The following is a 19,745-nucleotide window of genomic DNA, read 5'->3' on the forward strand; positions in this document are numbered from 1 at the left end:
CGTCTCGCGCTTGGACTGCGCCAGTGTCACTGGCTCATCACTTCGAGCAAAGCCGGATGGGAAACCTTTATAGGTTGAGCGAAATCGGCCTCCAGTGTTACCTGGATTGCGGTCACTGCTATCAAAGCAGAGCCTCACCCCTAGGCTACTACGCACGTTCCATGAATCCCAGCAAACCGCTGCTGCGCTGCGTGGGACTGCCCATCGCCGACACCAGCAGGCCGGGCACTTCGGTCCACAGCGAAAACGCCTTGCGCGCCCGCGTGATGCCGGTATAGACCAGCTCGCGGCTGAGCACATTGCCGCCCTGCGCGGCCAGCACCAGCGCCGTGTGCTCGAACTCCGAGCCCTGGCTCTTGTGCACCGTCATGGCAAATGCGGTCTCCACATGGGCCAGGCGCGCCGTGCTGACATGGTGCAGCTGCTCGCCCTGCATGAAGTACACGCGCAGCCGCGCCGGGTCGGCAAAGCTGGGCAGGGCCATGCCGATATCGCCGTTGAACACGCCCAGCTGCGCATCGTTGCGCGTGACCATCACCGGACGACCCATATACCACTCGCCTTCCTTGCGTATGGCGCCCATGGCCTGCAAGGCCTGCTCCACCGCGCGGTTCAGGCCCGCCATGCCCCAGTTGCCGTCGCGCACGGCGCACAGCAGGCGGTAGCGGTCGAAGGCGGCCAGCACCTCCCTCACCCATTGCTGGTGCTCGGCCTCGGTGGCAAAGCCGCGTCCCTTGCCCTGCCCATGTTGTGCCAGCACCTCGGCATAGGCGGCATAGCTGGCCATGCCGCCACGGCCTTGCACGGCGCTGCGCACCACGGCCTCGACCTCACCGCCTTCGCGCGCCCAGAGTTCGGCATGCGGGCCGGCCTGGGTCTGCGTGCGCAGCAGCGCCATGGCAGAAGGTGCATCGCCGGCATTCACGGCCTGTGCCAGCAGACCGATAGGGCCGCCAAAGCGACGGCTCTCGCGCAGCATGACGGTGTGCTGAGCCAGCGGCAAGGCCCTGGCCGGCGCCAGGTACTGTGCAGGCAGGGACTGGCCCGTCACGCGCTCGACATAGGTCGCGGTGTCCGGCGCGTAATTGCCCCGCTGCGCATCGCGGCACAGATCGCCCAACACGGCACCAGCCTCCACCGAGGCGAGCTGATCCTTGTCGCCCAGCAGAATCAGGCGCGCCGTAGGCGGCAGGGCCTGCAGCAGTGCGGCCATCATCTCGAGGTGGATCATGGAGGCCTCATCGACAATGAGCACATCCACATCCAGCGGATTGCCTGCATGGTGGGCAAAGCGCCGCGTGTCAGGCCTGGCCCCCAGCAGCGAATGCAGGGTGCGTGCCGCCCCCATGCGTTTGACCAGCGCTTCCAGATCCAGCTCGCGGCCCACGGCCTCCTTGAGCTCCAGCAGCGAGCTATCGATGGACTGCTTGAGCCGCGCCGCCGCCTTGCCGGTTGGCGCAGCCAGCGCGACGCGCAGCTGCGCGGCATCCGGCGCCGTAGCAAACAGCAGCGCCAGTAGGCGGGCCGCGGTATAGGTCTTGCCCGTGCCCGGCCCGCCGGTGATGACGGACATATGCCCCCGCAGCGCCAGCGCGCAAGCCAGCTTTTGCCAGTCCACCGCATTTGCAGCAGCGGCAGCGGCAGACGAGCTGAAAAGCCGCCCCAGCCATTCGCGCACCCTGGGCTCGTCAAGCACCACCGCATCGGCCGCCGTACGCTGCGCCATATGGGTGGCCACGCTGCGCTCATAGTCCCAGTAGCGGCGCAGATACAGCAAGGGCGCAGCGCCGTCCAGCAGCACCAGCGGCTGACCTCGGTCTGCCACTACCGTTCCCGGCTGCACGACACGCACCACGGGGCTGCGGCGCAGGGCCTGCAGCCAGTCAGCCAACCGGCCGGGCAATTGCTCCCATAGCGATTGCTGCAAGCGCTCTGCCTCTTTGGGCCAGGCAAGAATCTGATTGGGATCGCCAGCCAGCGCCTTCAAGGGCAGGCAGCTGTGACCGCGCCCCTCCATCTGCGCCAGCACGGCGGTGGCCACCAGCAGTTCAGGTCCGGCCTCTGCGTCCTGCGCGGCGACAAAGGCCGCCAGGGCGCTGTCCAGGCGGCGCAGCAGGCCCGCGTCGGCCAGTCGCTCCAGCGCGGCCAGCCAGTCCGTCGTGCCTAATGCAATCGTGTCGCCATCCGCGGGGGCTGCAAACAGGTCCAGCGTCTGCAGATCGGCTTTGCGGCGGCCCTTCATGGCTGCTCCTCCCTCAATTCTTTCTCGTTATCTCCAAGAAGCGCCTCCAGCCCGTCCAGCAGCGCCAGCGGCGGCTTCAGCACATGCATGCCGGCGGCCTCGCCATCAAGACCGCGCAGGAAGAAATAGAGCGCGCCGCCCAGTTGTTCCCGGGGGTCGTAAGCCGCGCCCAGCCGGCTTTGCAGCAGGCGGTGCAGAGCCAGCAGATACAGCGCAGCCTGCACGTCATAACGGTGCTCAAGCATGGCCTGCTCCAGCGCCTGAGGGGCGTAGGCCGCGCCGTCCTGGCCCAGGTGGTTGGTCTTGTAATCCAGCACCCAGTAACGGCCGCCATGGTGAAACACCAGATCGGCAAAGCCCATCAGCATGCCGTGCAGCTCGCGCTCGGGCAGCACCGGGCGCGGCTGGCCGGCAAGGATGTGCCGGCGGCACAGCGCGTCGATACGAGGTGCCGACAGGCGCCGCGCCGGCAGCCAGAACTCCATCTCGGGCAATAGCGCATCACCTTCGCCCAATTGCGCCAGCGAGACGCCGAGCGGCGCCAGCGGCTGGTGCACCACGGCGCGCAGCCACTGCAGCACATCGGCGGCCTGCTCCTTGCGGCCCGCGCGCTCGCAGCGGCGCAGCAGTCGGGCCGCCAGGGGTTCACTGTTGCCAGGATCATCCTCGGGCAGCAGCGCAAAGTCCTCTGCGGCCAGCCATTCCAGCTGGTCGTGCAGGAAATTGCCCACCACCGGGCCGCGCATGAAGCGGTGCCACACCGCAGCATCGCTGCGCGCACCGGCGGCGAATCTGGTCAAGTTGGGCAGGGCAGTCATGACGTCGTTGATGACGCCCAGGTCCAGCGCAGCTTCACCCGCTTCCTGGGCCTGCAGCGCACGCTCGTCCTCGGCGGGACTTTGTGCGGCCACCGGCAGGACTGGCAGGCTGGGTGCGGCCATGGCGCGGGTCAGCGACGAAAAGCTGCCAATGCCCCAGCGGCGGTCGAACTGCGCCTCGTACACGGGCGCGGCGGCCAGGGCGGGCAAGGCCTGCGCGGCCACATAGCGCGAGGCCAGGGGCAGTTCGGCCGGCAGATCCACGACGGCGATCTCCATGCAACGCTCGCTCAGGGCCTGTATGCTGGCGCGCCAGCTGGCTGCGGCCTGAGAAACATCTCCGGCCAGCAGATAGCCTGCCGCACCCTGTTCGTTCACACAGTTTTTGCTGTTGCCGCGTTTCATGGGGGCCAACCCCATCCACAGTGCATGGCGCGGGCGGGTCAGCGCCACATAGAGAAGGCGCAGATCCTCGCGCAGGCGTTCCTTGTCGGCCTGCGCCAGCTGTGCATCGTCGTAGTCCAGCACCAGCTCGCGCGCGGGTGCGCCATCGATCTGCACGGGCAGCGAAAGATAGGCCGCCTTGCCGTCCACAGGCCGGAAGCTGCCGCCGAACGGCAGGCAGACCAGTGGGTACTCCAGCCCCTTGCTCTTGTGCACGGTGACGACCTTGACCAGATCAGCATCCGATTCCAGCCGCACGATCTGTGCATCGCCGGCCGCGCCCGGGCTCTCGATCTGGGTGGCCAGCCAGCGGATCAGCGCCTGCTCGCCCTCCAGCTGGGCACTCGCGCCTTGCAGCAGCTCGGCCAGGTGCAGATAGTTGGTCAGACGGCGCTCGCCGCCCATGTCCTTCAGCCAGCGCGCCGGCAATTCAAAGCGGTACAGCGTCTGGCGCAGCATGGCCAGCACGCCCAGGCGCTGCCAGAGACTGTGCAGTTCCTTGAGCAGCTCGCTGCGCGCATCGAAGGCCTCGTCATCGCTGGCCAGCCAGGCCAGCTCGTCAAACGACAGACCCATCATGGGCGTGGCCAGACCGGCACGCACGGCCAGTCCGTCCAGAGGCGCGGCCACGGCACGCAGCCACAGCAGAAGATCCTGCGCCTCGCCGCTGGCGAAGACCGAGTCCTGATCGGAGAGATAGACCGAGGCCACATTGCGCCGCGCCAGTGCGCGGCGCACGGCTGAGGCCTCCTTGCCAGTACGCACCAGCACCGCGATATCGGCCGGACGCAGGCGCTGCAGCGGCTGGCCGGCTTCGGCAAAGCCCGTGGCACCGTCCATCAGCCACTGCACGATCTGGCTGGCGCAGAACTCCGCCCCACGGCGGCGGATGTCGTCATTGCTCAGCGGCTCATCGCTGCTGCCATCCCAGGCAATGGTCAGTGCGGCCATGCGCTGGCTGCGCTGCATCAGCAGCTCCTTGCGGCCATTGGCCTTGACGCTCTCGAACGGCAGCGGATTGCTTTGCCCGGCGCGGAACATGAACGCCCCCTCACCTTCGCGCCCTTCAGCCTGCACAAACCATTGGTTGACCGCATCGACCAGCGCCTCGGTGGAGCGGAAGTTGGTGTCCAGCACATAGTGGCGGCCCTCGGTCGCCTGCCTGGCCTGCAGATAGCTGTAGATGTCCGCACCACGAAAGCCGTAGATGGACTGCTTGGGGTCGCCGATCAGCAGCAGTGCGCTGCCCGCGCTGTTGTCTGCCGTGCGGTAGATCTGGTCGAACAGCCGGTATTGCAGCGGCGAGGTGTCCTGGAACTCGTCAATCAGCGCCACCGGGTACTGGGCCAGGATGCCGGCTTGCAGCGCGGGGCCGTTGTCGCCAGCCAGAGCCGCATCCAGGCGCTGCTGCATATCGGCAAAACCGAAAGTGCCGGCCTGGCGCTTGAGCCACAGCAGGCGCTGCTGCACGTGGACTGCCGCATGCAGGCGCAGCGCCACATGCAGGGAAGGCAGCTGGGCCAGGGCCTGAAGCAGTTGCTCCAGCTCGGCAGATGCGGGAGGCAGCTCCACCTGCGCATCACCCTTGCGCGCTTCATCCAGCCCGGCAGGCACCAAACGGGTGGCACCCGTCTTCATCGCCGCCGCCAGCCCATCGTGCGGCGCGGCAGCCCACTCCCGCAAAGCTTTCAGCCAGTTCTTGTAGTTGGCAGGCTTGAGCTTCAAACCATTCCAAGCACTTTTGTTGGTGGCCAACTGGCCGTCCAGCCAGTCTTCCAATTGCTGCGCTTTTTGCTCCCAGCCATCGCCAAGCATTCGCAGTTGCTGAGCACGCTCAGCCTGGGTCTGCGCAATGCATTCACCCAAGGTTCCGGCGCCCGCCGTGGCGGCTATGTTTTCACGCAGCAGCGACTGCATATCCTTGACCAGGGCCTGCACATCGGGCCAGACCTGCAGCGCCGCCTCCAGCACCTCGCCCGAAAGCGGATAACACTGCTGGCGCCAGTAATCCTGTGCAGCCTCGGTCTGACGCTGGCTTTCATCGGCCTCCAGCGTTTCATCAAACAGATTGCCGCTGTCAAACGCATGCTCGCGCAGCATGCGCTGGCACCAGGCGTCTATGGTGTGGATGGCGGCATCGTCCATGCACTGCGCAGCCATGTCCAGCCGCCAGGCAGCTGTGTCGCGCAGCTCGCCTTCGGCATAGGCATCGCGCAGGTCGCGCAAGAAGCTGTCGTGCGCCGCCGGTTCGGCCTCGCCGCGAAAGCATTGCACGGCCTCGATCAAGCGGGCACGGATGCGGTCCGACAGCTCGCGCGTGGCGGCCCGCGTGAAGGTCATGACCAGAATATCGGGCGGCATCAAGGCCCGGGCAAAGCCGTTCTCTGCGCCATGGCCCAATACCAGCCGCAGATAGAGTGCGGCAATGGTCCAGGTCTTGCCTGTGCCCGCACTGGCTTCGATCAGGCGCGAACCCCAGAGCGGGAAATGCAGGGGCTGCAGCGCCTGGCTGCCGGGCTTCATGGGGTTGGCGGGCGTGCTCATGCCGGCTCTCCTGGTTGTTCGTCCTGGTCTGCGCGATGCAACAAGGGCAGATCCTCGGTCTGCACCTGCGCAGCCAGCCAGTCATGCAGCGGGCCATAGACCTGCTTGGCCAGGACGTGGAAGCGCAGATCGGCCGTCAGTGCCTCCCAGTCGGGGTAGCAGCGCGCCCAGCTGGGGTCTTCGCATTCGCCGCCCAGCATGTAGCCGCCCTCGTAGGCCTGTGCGGCGACGCTCAAATCGTCCAGGCCGGCTGCGATGGCGCTTTTGAGAGGCAGCGGCAAGGGCTCGTTCTGGCCCGCCAGCCACAGCTGCATCAAGGCTTGCAAGCGCTGCGTGGCCGCCTCCGGCTCCAGCGGCTGCACCCAGACCAGGGTGTCGCGTGCGATCACGCACATCAGCGTGTCGCTGCCCGTGCTTGAAAGCGCCAGACTGCGCACATAAACGGGCAGCAGCTTGTAGGCCTGAAGTTCGCGCTTTTTGTTCAGCAGCGTGCGCGGCTCCAGCGCAAACCAGCAGCGGCTGTGGCCCGCATCCGAAGACGGCTCTTCGCGCTCCTGCAAGCCATCCATCCAGTCATCCAGCGTGACCGCACCGGAGTGCAGCAACAGCCGCTCACGCGGCGCCGCATGGGGCCATAGCCGCATCTGCTGCTGCCAGGCCAGCAACGACGGCGTGGCCTGGGCCTGCAAGACATCGGCCTCGCGCCTGCCAAGACCTGCCAGCGGCAACACGCCGGCACGCCCCAGGCGCTGCACCTGGCGTTGCACCTGCAGGCCCACGTCCAGCGCCGCATCATGCGCCAGCTGCGTGCGCACGCCTTGCTGCAGCTGCTGAATCAGGCCGTAGGCGGTCAGGCCATCGACGCTGAAAAGCTCGTCGTCCTCCAGCAGCTCCTCGTCCTGCTCAAAGCGCACCTGCAGGCGATTGCGCAGAAAGCTGCGTGCGGGATGGCGCAGAAATTCCGTCAGTCGCGCCAGCGTCAGCGGCACTTCGGGATCGGGCTCGAAGGCAGCCACAACAGGCAGCACCTGCACGGCCCGCTCTTCATGCGCGCCATACCATTCGCGTGCGAAAGTCGACAGGCCCGAAGCCTGTTCGAAATAGCGGCGGCTGAAGGGCTGCAAAGGATGCTGGCGGGTACGCTGGGCCAGCAGCAGATCCCCTCGCTCGCGGGCGGAAAGTCCTGCGCTGCCTTCACCCTGCCAGCCCTGGCTCAGATAGTCGCGCAGCTGCGAGACCAGCACCGAGGGGGGCTGCTCGCTGTTGTCGCGCACATGGCGGCCGGCCCAGCTGATATAGAGCTTGCTGCGGGCCGACAGCAAGGCATCCAGCATCAGCTGGCGGTCATCGTCGCGGCGCGCGCGATCACCGGGGCGCTGCTGACCGGGCAAGGCCATCAGATCGAAGTCCACGCGCGTGGCGCGGCGCGGGTAGTCGCCATCGTTCATGCCCAGCAGACACACCACTTCGAAGGGGATGGCGCGCATCGGCATCAGCGTGCAGAAAGTCACGCCGCCGGCGCGAAAACGCTGGTTGAGCGCGGGCTCGGACAGGGCCTGCAACCAGGCCTCCTGTGCCACTTCCAGCGGAATGAGGGCCTCAAAACCCGCTTGCTCGCAGGCAGCCTGCCAGCCGACCAGGGCCGTGTCGAGTGCGGCGCACAAGGCCTGGTCTTCATCGCCCTGCGCGACAAAGAAGTCGTCCATCAGACTTCGAAAACGCTGGGCCCAGACCTCGGGAGCCGCAGCCGTAGCAGCCGTTTGCCACCACTGCAGCATGCGCCCCAGCAAGCTGGCCAGCGACCCGGCCAGCTCGGCTGTCAGGCCGCCCACTTCGTCATAGGGCTCCATGCCGGCAAACACCTGTGCCTCGTCGAAGGCGGCCTCCAGCGCCGGCCCGCTGGCATAGCCCAGCAGCATGCGGCGCAGGCCGAACCAGGCGCTGTTGGGATCACCACAGGCCGCCAGGCCCAACTGTGCTCGCTGTGCATGGTTGAGCCCCCAGCGAATGCCCGCACCGGCCATCCAGTGCGTGAGCTGGGGCAGATCGTCTGCCGCCAGACCCACGCGCGCCGCCACGGCGGGGACATCGAGCAGGTCGCACAACTCGCTCAGACGGCAACGCTGCTGCGGCAGCTTGAGCAGCCATTGCAGCGCCGTCACCAGCGGACTGCTGGCACGCGCGCCCACGTCGGCGATATCAAACGGAATATGGCGCGCATCGTGGCGACCGTACTGGCCGAACACGGCGCGGATGGCGGGCGCAGCCTCTTCGATCGACGGCAGCATGACCACCACCTCGCGCGGCGCCAGCACAGCGCGGCCCGCAGCGGCAGGCTCGGCCAGCCATTGCAGCAGTTGGTCGTGCAGCACTTCGAGCTCGCGCACCAGGCCATGGGCCTTGTGAAAGACGATGGACTGGTCGGCCGCCGCGATCTCGACCGCAGGGTGCTCCGACATGGGCACCAGATCGCGAATGCGCTGCTGCACCTGGACCAGCAGCGGTGCGTCGATCAGCTCGCTCGCGTCGGCCTCGTCATACACATCCACACGCGGCCAGCCCCATTGCACGGCCGTGTCGCCCGTGGTGTCGAAGGCATCGAGCTGGCGCACATAGTCGCGGCTCTGCCGCCCCCATGCCGCCAGCAGCGGATGGGCATGGGCGTGCATGGCCGCCAGCGGAATCTGCGCCAGATCCTTGCCGCCCTTGTCGGCATGGCGGCGGCGCTGCTGGCGCAGCAGCTCGCGCCCGTCGATGGCATCGGCCCAGTGAAAGCGGCAGGGGTTGGGCACGGCAATCAGCACCTGGCTGTGCTGGGCAATGCCGCTCAAAAACTGCATCAAAGACAGCGGCATCTGGCTCATGCCGAACACCACCACGCGGCGCGCCAGCGGCGTGACGGGCGGCTGACCGCTTTGCAGCGCGTCCAGAATCCGCGCCAGCAGGGCCGGGCGGGTGGCGGCACGCTCCTGCTCATCGAGTTCGGCCAGCACCTTGCGCCACAGCTGGGGCTGCCAGAGCTGCCCTTCGGGCACTGGCTCGTCGGGGCGGCCCGCTGTACGCAGCACATCCTCGCCCTGCTCCCAGGCGGCCAGCCAGTCGGCGCGGTAGATCTGGTACTGGTCGAACAGGTCGGCCAGCTTTTCGGCCAGCTGCAGCAGACGCTGCGGCTCGCCAGGGCGCAGAAAGTTGGCAATCGGTGCGAACGCAGGCTCGCCCAGGCATTGCGGCAGCAGACGCATCAGGCGCCAGATCATGGGCGTCTTGTCCAGCGGCGATTCACGCGGCACCTCATGCCTGCCCAGAATCTGCCGGTAGCTGCGCCAGACAAAGCGCGCCGGCAGTTCGACCTGTGCAGCGGCGCACACGCCCTGCTGTTCGGCCATGCGCATCTTGAACCACTCGGCCATGCCGTTGCTTTGCACCAGCACGATCTCGGGCTCCAGCGCCTGCAAGGGATGCGCCGCCAGCCAGGCCAGCACGGTATCGGCCAGCGCCTCGGTCTGGTTGCCGTGAATGGCGATCAGGCCCGGCTGCCAGTTAGCTGCCGGTTGCGACGCCCTTGATTGCTGCTCTGCTGTCACACGCGCTCCTGTGCCTGTCTGTGCACGATGAAAGCTGCAAGCTTAACGGCAGCATGCAGGCGCTATCAAATGAAAAGCTGGTTGCGCTTATCCATAAAGCAAACTAGAGCTGAAACGCCTTGAAATCAAGCAAAGAAAAGCGCAAGCCGCTCTACTTTTATTACCAACAGCCCATCGCGGACATTCCGAGGCTGCAATGAGAAAAGCCCCGGATCATTGCTGATCCGGGGCTTTAAATTTGGTGGCCTGGGACGGAATCGAACCGCCGACACAAGGATTTTCAATCCTCTGCTCTACCGACTGAGCTACCGGGCCTGTGCTGTCCAGCAACTTGAATTTGCTGAAGCGGCGATTATAGGCATATTTTTCTGCATCCTGCCCCGCCTGGGCATTCCAGCCCCAAGCATTCGCCGGCCTGCTATGCCACCGAAAAAGCAGGTCCGGATGCAGAAAAGCCCTGAATCATTGCTGATCCAGGGCTTTGAATCTGGTGGCCTGGGACGGAATCGAACCGCCGACACAAGGATTTTCAATCCTCTGCTCTACCGACTGAGCTACCGGGCCTTTTCTTCGGCACCCTTGAGTGCTGAAGCCACGATTATAGGCACACTTTTGGAGCCCAAATCGAAAACTGCGAATTTTTTGGAAATTATCCGCGGCGATTGCGTCCAAGGTCCACGCCCAGTTGGCGCAGCTTGCGATACAGATGGGTACGCTCAAGGCCGGTCTTCTCGGCCACGCGCGTCATGGAGCCGCCTTCGCGTGCCAGGTGGAATTCGAAATAGGCTTTTTCAAAGCCATCGCGCGCCTCGCGCAGGGGGCGGTCGAGATCGAAGCCTTGGTGCGAATTGGGCAGATTGTCTTCCGCCGCCTGGGCCGTGATGCTGACCACGGCCGATGGAGCCGTGCCGTTGCTGGCATGCGCTGCAGTTTCCGAGCCCTGGCTGGCCGTGCTTCGCGCCAGCCCCTGCTCCACCGCCTTGAGCAGCTTCTGCATGGTGATGGGCTTTTCGAGGAATGACAGTGCACCGATGCGCGTTGCCTCGACGGCCGTTTCGATGGTCGCATGACCGCTCATCATGATGACGGGCATGGTGAGCTGACCGGCCGTGGCCCATTCCTTGAGCAGGGTGACGCCGTCGGTGTCCGGCATCCAGATGTCTAGCAGCACCAGATCGTAGTTGTGGGTTGCCCTGGATACGCGTGCCTGCGTGGCGTTCTCCGCCACGTCCACACTATGACCTTCGTCGTTGAGGATTTCCGACAACAAATCCCGGATCCCCAGTTCGTCGTCGACCACTAGTATGTTTGCCATGTGTCTAAAGCCTGTTGCTATGCCTTGTGCGGAACGGGATCAAGCCGCCCCCGCACGGTCGTTAGGTACAAATGATAGCGACACTCGCGCGCCTTGCACTACCCCGTCTTCCTCTCGATTACCCAGGTCCACTCTTGCGCCATGCTCGTCGGCGATTTTTTTTGACCACGGCCAAACCCAGGCCTGTGCCGCGAGACTTGGTGGTCACATAGGGCTCGAAGGCTCTTTGAAGAATATTGGGAGCAAAACCTGTGCCACTGTCGCTGATGCTCAGGCGCACACGCTGGGCCGTGTCCATCCAGCGGGTTTCGATGGTGACGGATCCTGGAGTCTGCCCTGTTTCCTGCGCTCTTTGCGCCGTGGAATCTTGCGCATTTTGCAAAAGATTGTGGATGACCTGACGCAATTGCTGGCTATCGCCCTGAATCAGCGGACAGGCTTCGTCGAGCGATGCCTCCACACGCACCGCCGCATTCTCTTCGCCATAGAGCTGCAGCACCTCAGCGACCAGTGCATTCAGATCCAGCGCTTGCAGATTGGCAGCCGGCAAACGTGCATATTCACGAAACTCATCGACCAGACGCTTCATGGCCCCCACCTGATCGACGATGGTCTTCACGGATTTGGCCAGCAGCGCCTGCTCCGCAGGCTGCAGCTTGTCGGTCAGCTTCATCGCCAGACGCTCGGCAGACAGCTGAATCGGCGTCAGCGGATTCTTGATCTCATGCGCCACGCGGCGCGCCACCTCGCCCCAGGCCTGTGCGCGCTGGGCAGAGACGATCTCCGAGATGTCGTCAAACACCAGCAGACGCTGGTCGTCGGGCAGCTCCGCGCCGCGCATGACCAGGCTGGTGGTGTTGTGCACCACATCGCCGTTGCCGTTGCCCGCGTCCAGCTCATAGACCTGCTGCCAGCGGTCGCGCCCCTGCTCGGCCGAAGCATCGCCGAGAAAGATCTCGAACTGCTCCTGCACCACGCGCGCAAAGTCCTGCAAACCCGAGACATCGCGCAGGCGCTTGCCCTGGAACACCGCCATGGGCGCGCGCAGAATGCGTGTTGCACCGGGATTGCTGAGCACGATGCGTCCGGAGCGATCGAGCACGATGACGCCCGAAGTAAGGTTGTCCAGAATGGTCTGCAGATTGCTGCGCGCCGCATCGAGCTGCAGCAGATTGCGGTTGGCGTCGGAGCGTGCGTCGGCCAGTTGCTGGGTCATGACGGCAAAAGAGCGCGTCAGCCCGCCAATCTCGTCCTTGCTCTGCAGCGCAGGCTTGGGGCGCAAATCGCCACGCGCCACATCGCGCATGCCCTGGGCCAGCAACAACAAGGGCTTGGCCAGTTGGTTGCCCAGCACCACGGCCAGCACCACGGCCCCAAACACGGCCAGAAAGAGCGCCAGCGTCAGAGTACCGATATACATGCGCTGCAATCCACCGCGAGCAAGTGCTCGCTCCTGATACTCGCGATTGGCCTCCTGCACGGCCAGGGCATTGCTGACCAGGGCTTGCGGCAAGGGAATCGTGGCCTGCAGATAACGCGCCTCCTCCAACAGATTCACTGCCGAGCTGGGCACCAGCGCCAGTGTGCGCACCTTGGCGTTGGCCGCGGCCTGATCGGCAGGCACGTCGCCGGCATCATCCAGGCCTTCGATGCTGGCCACGGCACGCTGACCGCCCTGCTCCCTCAAGCTGCGCAGCAGCTGGGTGTTGGGCCGCTCGGGCGCCAGGCTGAACTGAGACTGACCGGCACTGGCAATGGCCTTGCCTGATGCATTCCAGAGCACCACATCGGAGGCTCCGATCTGATCTCGGATGCGCTCCAGCATCAGTGCCGCCCCTGCATCCGAAGTCTGAGACAGCTGAAGGCCTGCCGTGCGCGTGTTGTTGGCCATGTCATTGGCCACGGTATCCAGTGTGGCACTGGCCAGGCTCACGCCCGCAGACAAGGCCCCCTCGACCTTGACGTCAAACCAGCTCTCGATGGAGCGTGAGACGAACTGGTAGGACACCACATAGATCAACAAGCCCGGCAGCAAACCCACCAGGGTGAAGATGCCCGCCAGCTTGAGCAACAGCTTGCTGCCAAAACGCCCGCGCCTGAGCCTCAGAGCCAGGCGCAAGCCGCCCCAGAACAGCACCAGCAGCAGCAATCCGGCCACAACGACATTGGCGGCAAACAGCCAGTTGTAGTTGCGCTCATAGGCCAGCCGGTTATTCGTGGCCAGGGTCAGCAGGAACAGCAGCAGCACCCCCACCACCACCATCAGCGCCACGCCCGTGCCAACGGCCCAGCGCGTGGCGCGCGACCAGCGCGCGGCAGAGGAGCCGCCGGCTTCGCCGTCCGGGAGCTTGATGTCAGCCATCAGGGAGCGGCCTCCAGCGTCTGCGTGCGCGACAGTTGCAGATTCCAGCCCGAGCGCCCCAGTGCCCCAATCTGTAAAGGTCTGGGCAGGGACGACAGATCTACGCGAAAGCGCAGTTGCACCGAGACGCCGGAAGTGGAGCCGAGCTGGCCGGAGTCCAGAATCTTCCAGCGGTAAATGCGTTGAATGGCTGCGATGGCATCCTCGAGTTGCTCGTAGGACTGGCCCAGCGCCAGTCCGGTGCCGCTGCCGCCGGTGAAGGCGGAATTGGAGATATGCAAACGCCAGCGCCTGGTCAGCGGCTGGTGCGTAATGCGGTAATAGCGGGTGGCGACGCCCAATTGCTGATCGGACCAGTACCAGCGCTCGCGCTGCACCTGAGCCTCGGCAATGAAATACATGGGAATGCCCTGGCGCAGGGCATCTTCAACCTGACCGGGCAGCTCGAACTGCAGATTGGCCGAGAGAAACACCCCCTCGTCGGTACGCGTGACCTGCATGGAGCTGATATCCGGCGGCACGGTATCGGCCCGGGCCAGCACGAAAACCAGGGACAGCGCCAGCACCAGCGAAGCTGCACGGGTCGCACGCCGCAAGGCCCCCGCTACAGCGTTAGCGCAATTTTTCCAGCAGAGCGTAAAAAAAAGCCGTCGTGGTCACCCAGGGGATTGTCTGCCACGGAATCGTGTTTGGCAGCTTTGCCGGGAATTAAATGACCCGGAGCAGGCAAGCTGGCCGCCGTAGTGTTGCGCGCAAGAAACGCTTGCATCTGGGCATCGCCCTCGGCCTTGAAGACCGAGCAGGTGCAATAGACCATGCGGCCGCCGGGCTGCAGCAGCGGCCACAGGGTATCGAGCAGCCTGGACTGGATGTCTGCCAGCTGGGCCACATCGCTCTCACGGCGCAGCCAGCGCACATCGGGCTGGCGACGCACAATGCCAGATGCCGTGCAAGGCGCATCGAGCAAGATCGCATCGAAGAGCTGACCGCCACATTGCGATTCGAACCACGCCTGGGGCGCGGACGCATCGGCCACCAGCACCTTGGCCTTCAGGCCCAGGCGCGACAGGGTTTCACCGATGCGGCGAGCCCGCTCGGGGTCGATCTCCAGGGCCGTGACTTCGATGCCGCCGGGCGCAGCGCGCTCAAGCAGATGGGCAGTCTTGCCGCCGGGCGCAGCACAGGCATCCAGCACGCGCAGCGGGCGGCCCTGAGGCTCGGGCAAGCCGGCCAGCAGCAGCGGTGCAGCGGCCTGCGCCGCGCCGTCCTGCACCGAGGCCCATCCCTCTTCAAACTGCGGCAGCTCCTGCACAGGCACCGCCTGCTCCAGCTGCAGACCGCATTCGGCGACAGCTGTCGACTTCAGGTTCATCGCCTGCAGCGCATTCTGATACTGGGCTGGAGTGCTTTTCTGTGCATTCACCCGCAGCGTCATGGGCGGCTGGGCGTTGTTGGCCGCCAAAATGGTCTGCCAGTCCTGGGGATGGTCTTTTTTGAGCCGGGCAATCCACCATGCAGGGTGATTCCAGACGGCCACGGGATCGTTGTCGGTCGCGCTCACCAGGGCATCGCGCTCGCGCAGAAAGCGGCGCAGGCAGGCGTTGATGAAGCCGGACTGCGCGCGTGCCGCGCCGTTCTTGGCAGCTTCCACGGCCTGGTTGACCAGGGTGAAGGGCGGATATGGGGCTTGGGTCTCATCCCAGGCCAGTGCCAACGCAGTGCTCAGCAAGGCACTGACCTTGGGTGCCGGTGGGCGCGGCGCCAGCTGCTTTTGCAGCGCCTGGGCACGCCCCAGATTGCGCAGCACCTGGAACAGCAAGGCCTGCACTCCCGGACGCAAGCGCTGCGGCACCTGTGCCAGCACAGCCTTGCTGGACTGACCACCCAGGATGCCGTGCAAGGCCTTGGCCACTGCATCCAGCTGTTGCCACAGGGCAGGAGCGTTGGGCACGGCAGCACCTGCAGCGGCGTTCTTGGGTTGGGAAGGCTTGGAAGTCATGAAGAGCAGACCTGAAAATCTTGTAGAACTGACGCAGACCAGGATGCACAGCGGGCATTTCTATCGAGAAAACACCATGTCTGATCCGAGCTTGCGCAAGTCGTGTCTTGATCAATGAAAAACGCTCCCGTCTGCACAAGGCAGAGCGGGAGCGCGGTGCATCAGCAGCGAACCGCAGCCGTTGCCGGCCGCGGCCCAGTGCCATGCTTAGTCGGCAGAGGCGTCGCCAGCAGGTGCTTCGACGTCATCAGCCAGCACACCGGCCAGCTCGGCTTCTTCGGCTTCGGCGATGGCACGACGCTCGGCATCGTCCATTTCGTCCTTGGCCTTGCGAGCCTGGTGATAGGCCAGACCGGTACCGGCGGGGATCAGACGACCCACGATCACGTTTTCCTTCAGGCCACGCAGCTCGTCGCGCTTGCCCATGATGGCAGCTTCGGTCAGAACACGGGTGGTTTCCTGGAAGGAAGCCGCAGAGATGAACGAGTCGGTCGACAGCGAAGCCTTGGTGATGCCCAGCAGCACGTTGGAGTACGTGGCAGGCAGCTTGCCTTCCTTCTGCATCTGTTCGTTGGTGTTGAGCACCTCGGAACGCTCGACCTGTTCACCCTGGATGTAGGTGGTATCGCCGGAGTTCTCGATGATCACGCGACGCAGCATCTGACGCACGATCACTTCGATGTGCTTGTCGTTGATCTTCACACCCTGCAGGCGGTAAACGTCCTGCACCTCGTCCACGATGTAGCGCGACAGCTCTTCGATACCCAGCAGACGCAGGATGTCTTGAGGATCGGCAGGACCGTCAACGATGGACTCGCCCTTGTTCACCACCTGGCCTTCGTGGACCAGAATGTTGCGCTCCTTGGGCACCAGCTCTTCCCAGACCTTGCCTTCCAGATCGGTGATCTGCAGGCGGATCTTGCCCTTGGTTTCCTTGCCGAAGGACACGGTACCGGTCATCTCGGCCAGCGTGCCCTTGTCCTTGGGCGTACGGGCTTCGAACAGTTCGGCCACACGGGGCAGACCACCGGTAATGTCGCGGGTCTTCTGGCCTTCCACAGGGATACGGGCCAGCACTTCGCCGGGGCCCACGTCCTGGCCGTCGCGCACCTGAATCAGGGCCCCGACCTGGAAGCCGATCGTCACGGCGTGGTCGGTACCAGGGATCTTGACTTCCTGGTTGTTGGCGTCGATCAGCTTGACCTGGGGACGCACCACCTTGGCAGAGCCACGACGCTTGGGGTCGATCACCACCAGAGTGGACAGACCGGTCACTTCGTCGACCTGCTTGGCCACCGTCAGACCTTCTTCCACATTCTCGAAACGCACTTGACCGGCGTATTCGGTAATGATGGGTCGAGTCAGCGGGTCCCAGTTCGCCAGGATCTTGCCGGCCTTGATGGCTTCGTCGGGCTTGATGGTCAGCACGGCGCCATAAGGCACCTTGTGACGCTCGCGCTCGCGGCCGTTTTCGCTGATCACGATCTCGCCGGAACGCGAAATCACCACCAGCTCGCCCTTGGTGTTGGACACATAGCGCATCGTGCTGTTGAAGCCGATCACGCCATTGGACTTGGCTTCCACGCTCGAGGCGATGGCAGCGCGCGAAGCGGCACCACCGATGTGGAAGGTACGCATGGTCAGCTGCGTGCCGGGTTCACCGATGGACTGGGCAGCGATCACACCCACGGCTTCGCCGAGGTTGATCAGGCCGCCACGACCCAGGTCGCGACCGTAGCAGGTTGCGCACAGACCGAAACGGGTTTCGCAGGTCAGAGCCGTACGCACCTTGATTTCGTCCACGCCCTGGGCTTCCAGCTCTTCGATGGTGTCTTCGTTGAGCAGGGTGCCGGCAGGCACCAGCACGGCACGGGTTTCGGGGTGCAGCACTTCTTCGGCGGTCGAACGGCCCAGCACGCGGTCGCGCAGGGATTCGATCACTTCACCGCCTTCGACGATGGCGCGCATCAGATAGCCGTTGGAGGTACCGCAATCCTGTTCGTTCACGACCAGATCCTGCGTCACGTCCACCAGACGACGAGTCAGGTAACCGGAGTTAGCCGTCTTCAGCGCCGTGTCGGCCAGACCCTTACGGGCACCGTGGGTCGAGATGAAGTACTGCAGCACGTTGAGGCCTTCGCGGAAGTTCGCGGTGATAGGCGTCTCAATGATGGAGCCGTCAGGCTTGGCCATCAGACCACGCATACCGGCCAGCTGACGAATCTGCGCTGCGGAGCCACGGGCGCCGGAGTCGGCCATCATGTAAATCGCATTGAACGATTCCTGATCGACTTCGTTGCCGTGACGGTCGGTGGTCTTCTGGACCTTGAGCTGGTCCATCATCACCTTGGACACGTCGTCGCCGGCCTTGCCCCAGATGTCCACCACCTTGTTGTAGCGCTCGCCCGAGGTCACCAGACCCGAGACGTACTGCTGCTCGATCTCCTTCACTTCGGACTCTGCGCGGGCCAGGATGTCGGCCTTTTGCGGAGGCACCAGCATGTCGTCGATGGAGATCGAGATACCGGCGTGCGTGGACAGACGGAAACCGTTTTGCAGCAGCTTGTCGGCAAACACGACCGTGGCCTTCAGACCGCACTTGCGGAAGGAGGCGTTGATCAGCTTGGAGATTTCCTTCTTCTTCAGCGCCTTGTTCATGTTGCTGAAAGCCAGGCCCTTGGGCAGGATTTCAGACAGCAGGGCACGGCCCACGGTGGTTTCCACGAGCGAGGTCACGGGCTCGAATTCGCCAGTTTCCTTGTTCTTGTTCCACTCGGTCAGGCGCACGCTGATCTTGGCGTGCAGCTCGGTCTCGCCGGCATCCAGAGCGCGTTGCAGCTCCATCAGGTCGGCAAACACCATGCCTTCGCCCTTGCCGTTGATCTTTTCACGCGTGGCGTGATACAGACCCAGCACCACGTCCTGGGAAGGAACGATGGAGGGTTCGCCCGAAGCGGGGAACAGCACGTTGTTCGAGGCCAGCATCAGCACGCGGGCTTCCATCTGCGCTTCCACAGACAGGGGCACGTGAACAGCCATCTGGTCACCGTCGAAGTCGGCGTTGAATGCCGCGCAGACCAGCGGGTGCAGTTGCAGGGCCTTGCCTTCGATCAGGATGGGCTCGAAAGCCTGGATACCCAGACGGTGCAGCGTAGGCGCACGGTTGAGCATGATGGGGTGTTCCTTGATGACTTCTTCAAGGATGTCCCACACCACGGGCGTACCGGCTTCCACTTCCTTCTTGGCCGCCTTGATGGTCGTGGCAATGCCGCGCTGCTCGAGCTGCGCGAAGATGAAGGGCTTGAACAGCTCCAGCGCCATCAGCTTGGGCAGACCGCACTGGTGCAGCTTGAGGTAAGGACCAACGGTAATCACGGAACGACCGGAGTAGTCCACGCGCTTGCCCAGCAAGTTCTGACGGAAACGACCGCTCTTGCCCTTGATCATGTCGGCCAGAGACTTCAGGGCACGCTTGTTGGCGCCCGTCATGGCCTTGCCGCGACGGCCGTTGTCCAGCAGCGAGTCCACGGCTTCCTGCAGCATGCGCTTTTCGTTGCGCGCAATGATTTCAGGAGCCTTGAGCTCGAGCAGACGACGCAGACGCGAGTTGCGGTTGATGACGCGGCGGTACAGGTCGTTCAGGTCGGAAGTGGCGAAACGGCCACCGTCCAGAGGCACCAGAGGACGCAGATCGGGAGGCAGCACGGGCAGCACTTCCATCACCATCCACTCGGGCTTGATGCCGGACTTCTTGAACGCTTCGAGCAGCTTCAGGCGCTTGGCGTTCTTCTTGACCTTGACTTCGGAGCCGGTCAGATCGTTGCGCAGGCGCTCGATCTCGACGTCGATGTCGATGCCTTCGAGCAGGTCCTTGATGCCTTCAGCGCCCATCTTGGCGGTGAACTCATCGTAGCCGTACTCGAGTTGCTTGGCGTCGTAGTCGTCCTCGGTCATGATGCTGAACTTCTTCAGCGGGGTCATGCCGGGGTCGGTCACCACATAGGCTTCGAAGTACAGCACGCGCTCGATGTCGCGCAGCGTCATGTCCAGCACCAAGCCCAGGCGCGAAGGCAGGGACTTCAGGAACCAGATGTGAGCGCAGGGCGCGGCCAGATCGATGTGACCCATGCGTTCGCGACGCACCTTGGTCTGTGTGACTTCAACGCCGCACTTCTCGCAGATCACACCACGGTGCTTGAGGCGCTTGTACTTGCCGCACAGGCATTCGTAGTCCTTGATCGGGCCAAAGATCTTGGCGCAGAACAGACCATCACGCTCGGGCTTGAAAGTACGGTAGTTGATCGTTTCAGGCTTCTTCACTTCGCCGAAAGACCAGGAACGGATCTTCTCGGGCGAGGCCAGGCCGATCTTGATGGCATCGAAATGCTCATCAGGCGTAAATTGCTTGAACAGGTCGAGTAGCGATTTCATGTAACT

At 64.3% G+C, this 19,745-nt stretch carries 6 protein-coding genes, 2 tRNA genes and 2 pseudogenes; all 10 read right to left on the reverse strand.

Features of this window, described 5'->3' with window-relative positions; translation table 11 throughout:
- Nucleotides 1-148 precede the first annotated feature (148 nt).
- Complete coding sequence (gene recD, locus V8Z78_RS18740; RefSeq protein WP_314353084.1) at nt 149-2,242, reverse strand: exodeoxyribonuclease V subunit alpha; 2,094 nt, start codon at nt 2,240-2,242, stop codon at nt 149-151.
- Nucleotides 2,239-6,048, reverse strand: a complete 3,810-nt coding sequence (gene recB, locus V8Z78_RS18745) for an exodeoxyribonuclease V subunit beta (RefSeq protein ID WP_046461457.1) — start codon at nt 6,046-6,048, stop codon at nt 2,239-2,241. Before recB ends, recD begins: the two co-directional genes overlap by 4 nt.
- Nucleotides 6,045-9,632, reverse strand: a complete 3,588-nt coding sequence (gene recC, locus V8Z78_RS18750; RefSeq protein ID WP_314353083.1) for an exodeoxyribonuclease V subunit gamma — start codon at nt 9,630-9,632, stop codon at nt 6,045-6,047. Before recC ends, recB begins: the two co-directional genes overlap by 4 nt.
- 239 nt (nt 9,633-9,871) lie before the next feature.
- Nucleotides 9,872-9,947 (reverse strand) — tRNA-Phe (locus V8Z78_RS18755).
- A gap of 173 nt (nt 9,948-10,120) precedes the next feature.
- Nucleotides 10,121-10,196: transfer RNA gene (locus V8Z78_RS18760), tRNA-Phe, on the reverse strand.
- Nucleotides 10,197-10,281: 85 nt separating this feature from the next.
- On the reverse strand, nt 10,282-10,947 hold the full coding sequence (locus tag V8Z78_RS18765; RefSeq protein WP_003065673.1) for a response regulator: 666 nt from the start codon (nt 10,945-10,947) through the stop codon (nt 10,282-10,284).
- Nucleotides 10,948-10,986: 39 nt separating this feature from the next.
- Nucleotides 10,987-13,309, reverse strand: a pseudogene (locus V8Z78_RS18770) (sensor histidine kinase).
- Entirely contained in the window at nt 13,309-13,878 is a 570-nt protein-coding gene (locus V8Z78_RS18775; protein WP_034362111.1) for a DUF4390 domain-containing protein, read from the reverse strand. The pseudogene V8Z78_RS18770 and the gene V8Z78_RS18775 overlap by 1 nt, the downstream one beginning before the upstream one ends.
- Before the next feature lie 43 nt (nt 13,879-13,921).
- A pseudogene (gene rsmB / locus V8Z78_RS18780) lies at nt 13,922-15,308 on the reverse strand (16S rRNA (cytosine(967)-C(5))-methyltransferase RsmB).
- 207 nt (nt 15,309-15,515) lie between these two features.
- Nucleotides 15,516-19,739 (reverse strand): DNA-directed RNA polymerase subunit beta', encoded by a 4,224-nt coding sequence (gene rpoC / locus V8Z78_RS18785; RefSeq protein ID WP_003065685.1) that lies wholly within the window; start codon nt 19,737-19,739, stop codon nt 15,516-15,518.
- Nucleotides 19,740-19,745 lie beyond the last annotated feature (6 nt).

This window comes from Comamonas sp. wu1-DMT (genome assembly GCF_040187805.1).
GTDB classification, from domain to species: Bacteria; Pseudomonadota; Gammaproteobacteria; order Burkholderiales; family Burkholderiaceae_C; genus Comamonas; species Comamonas thiooxydans.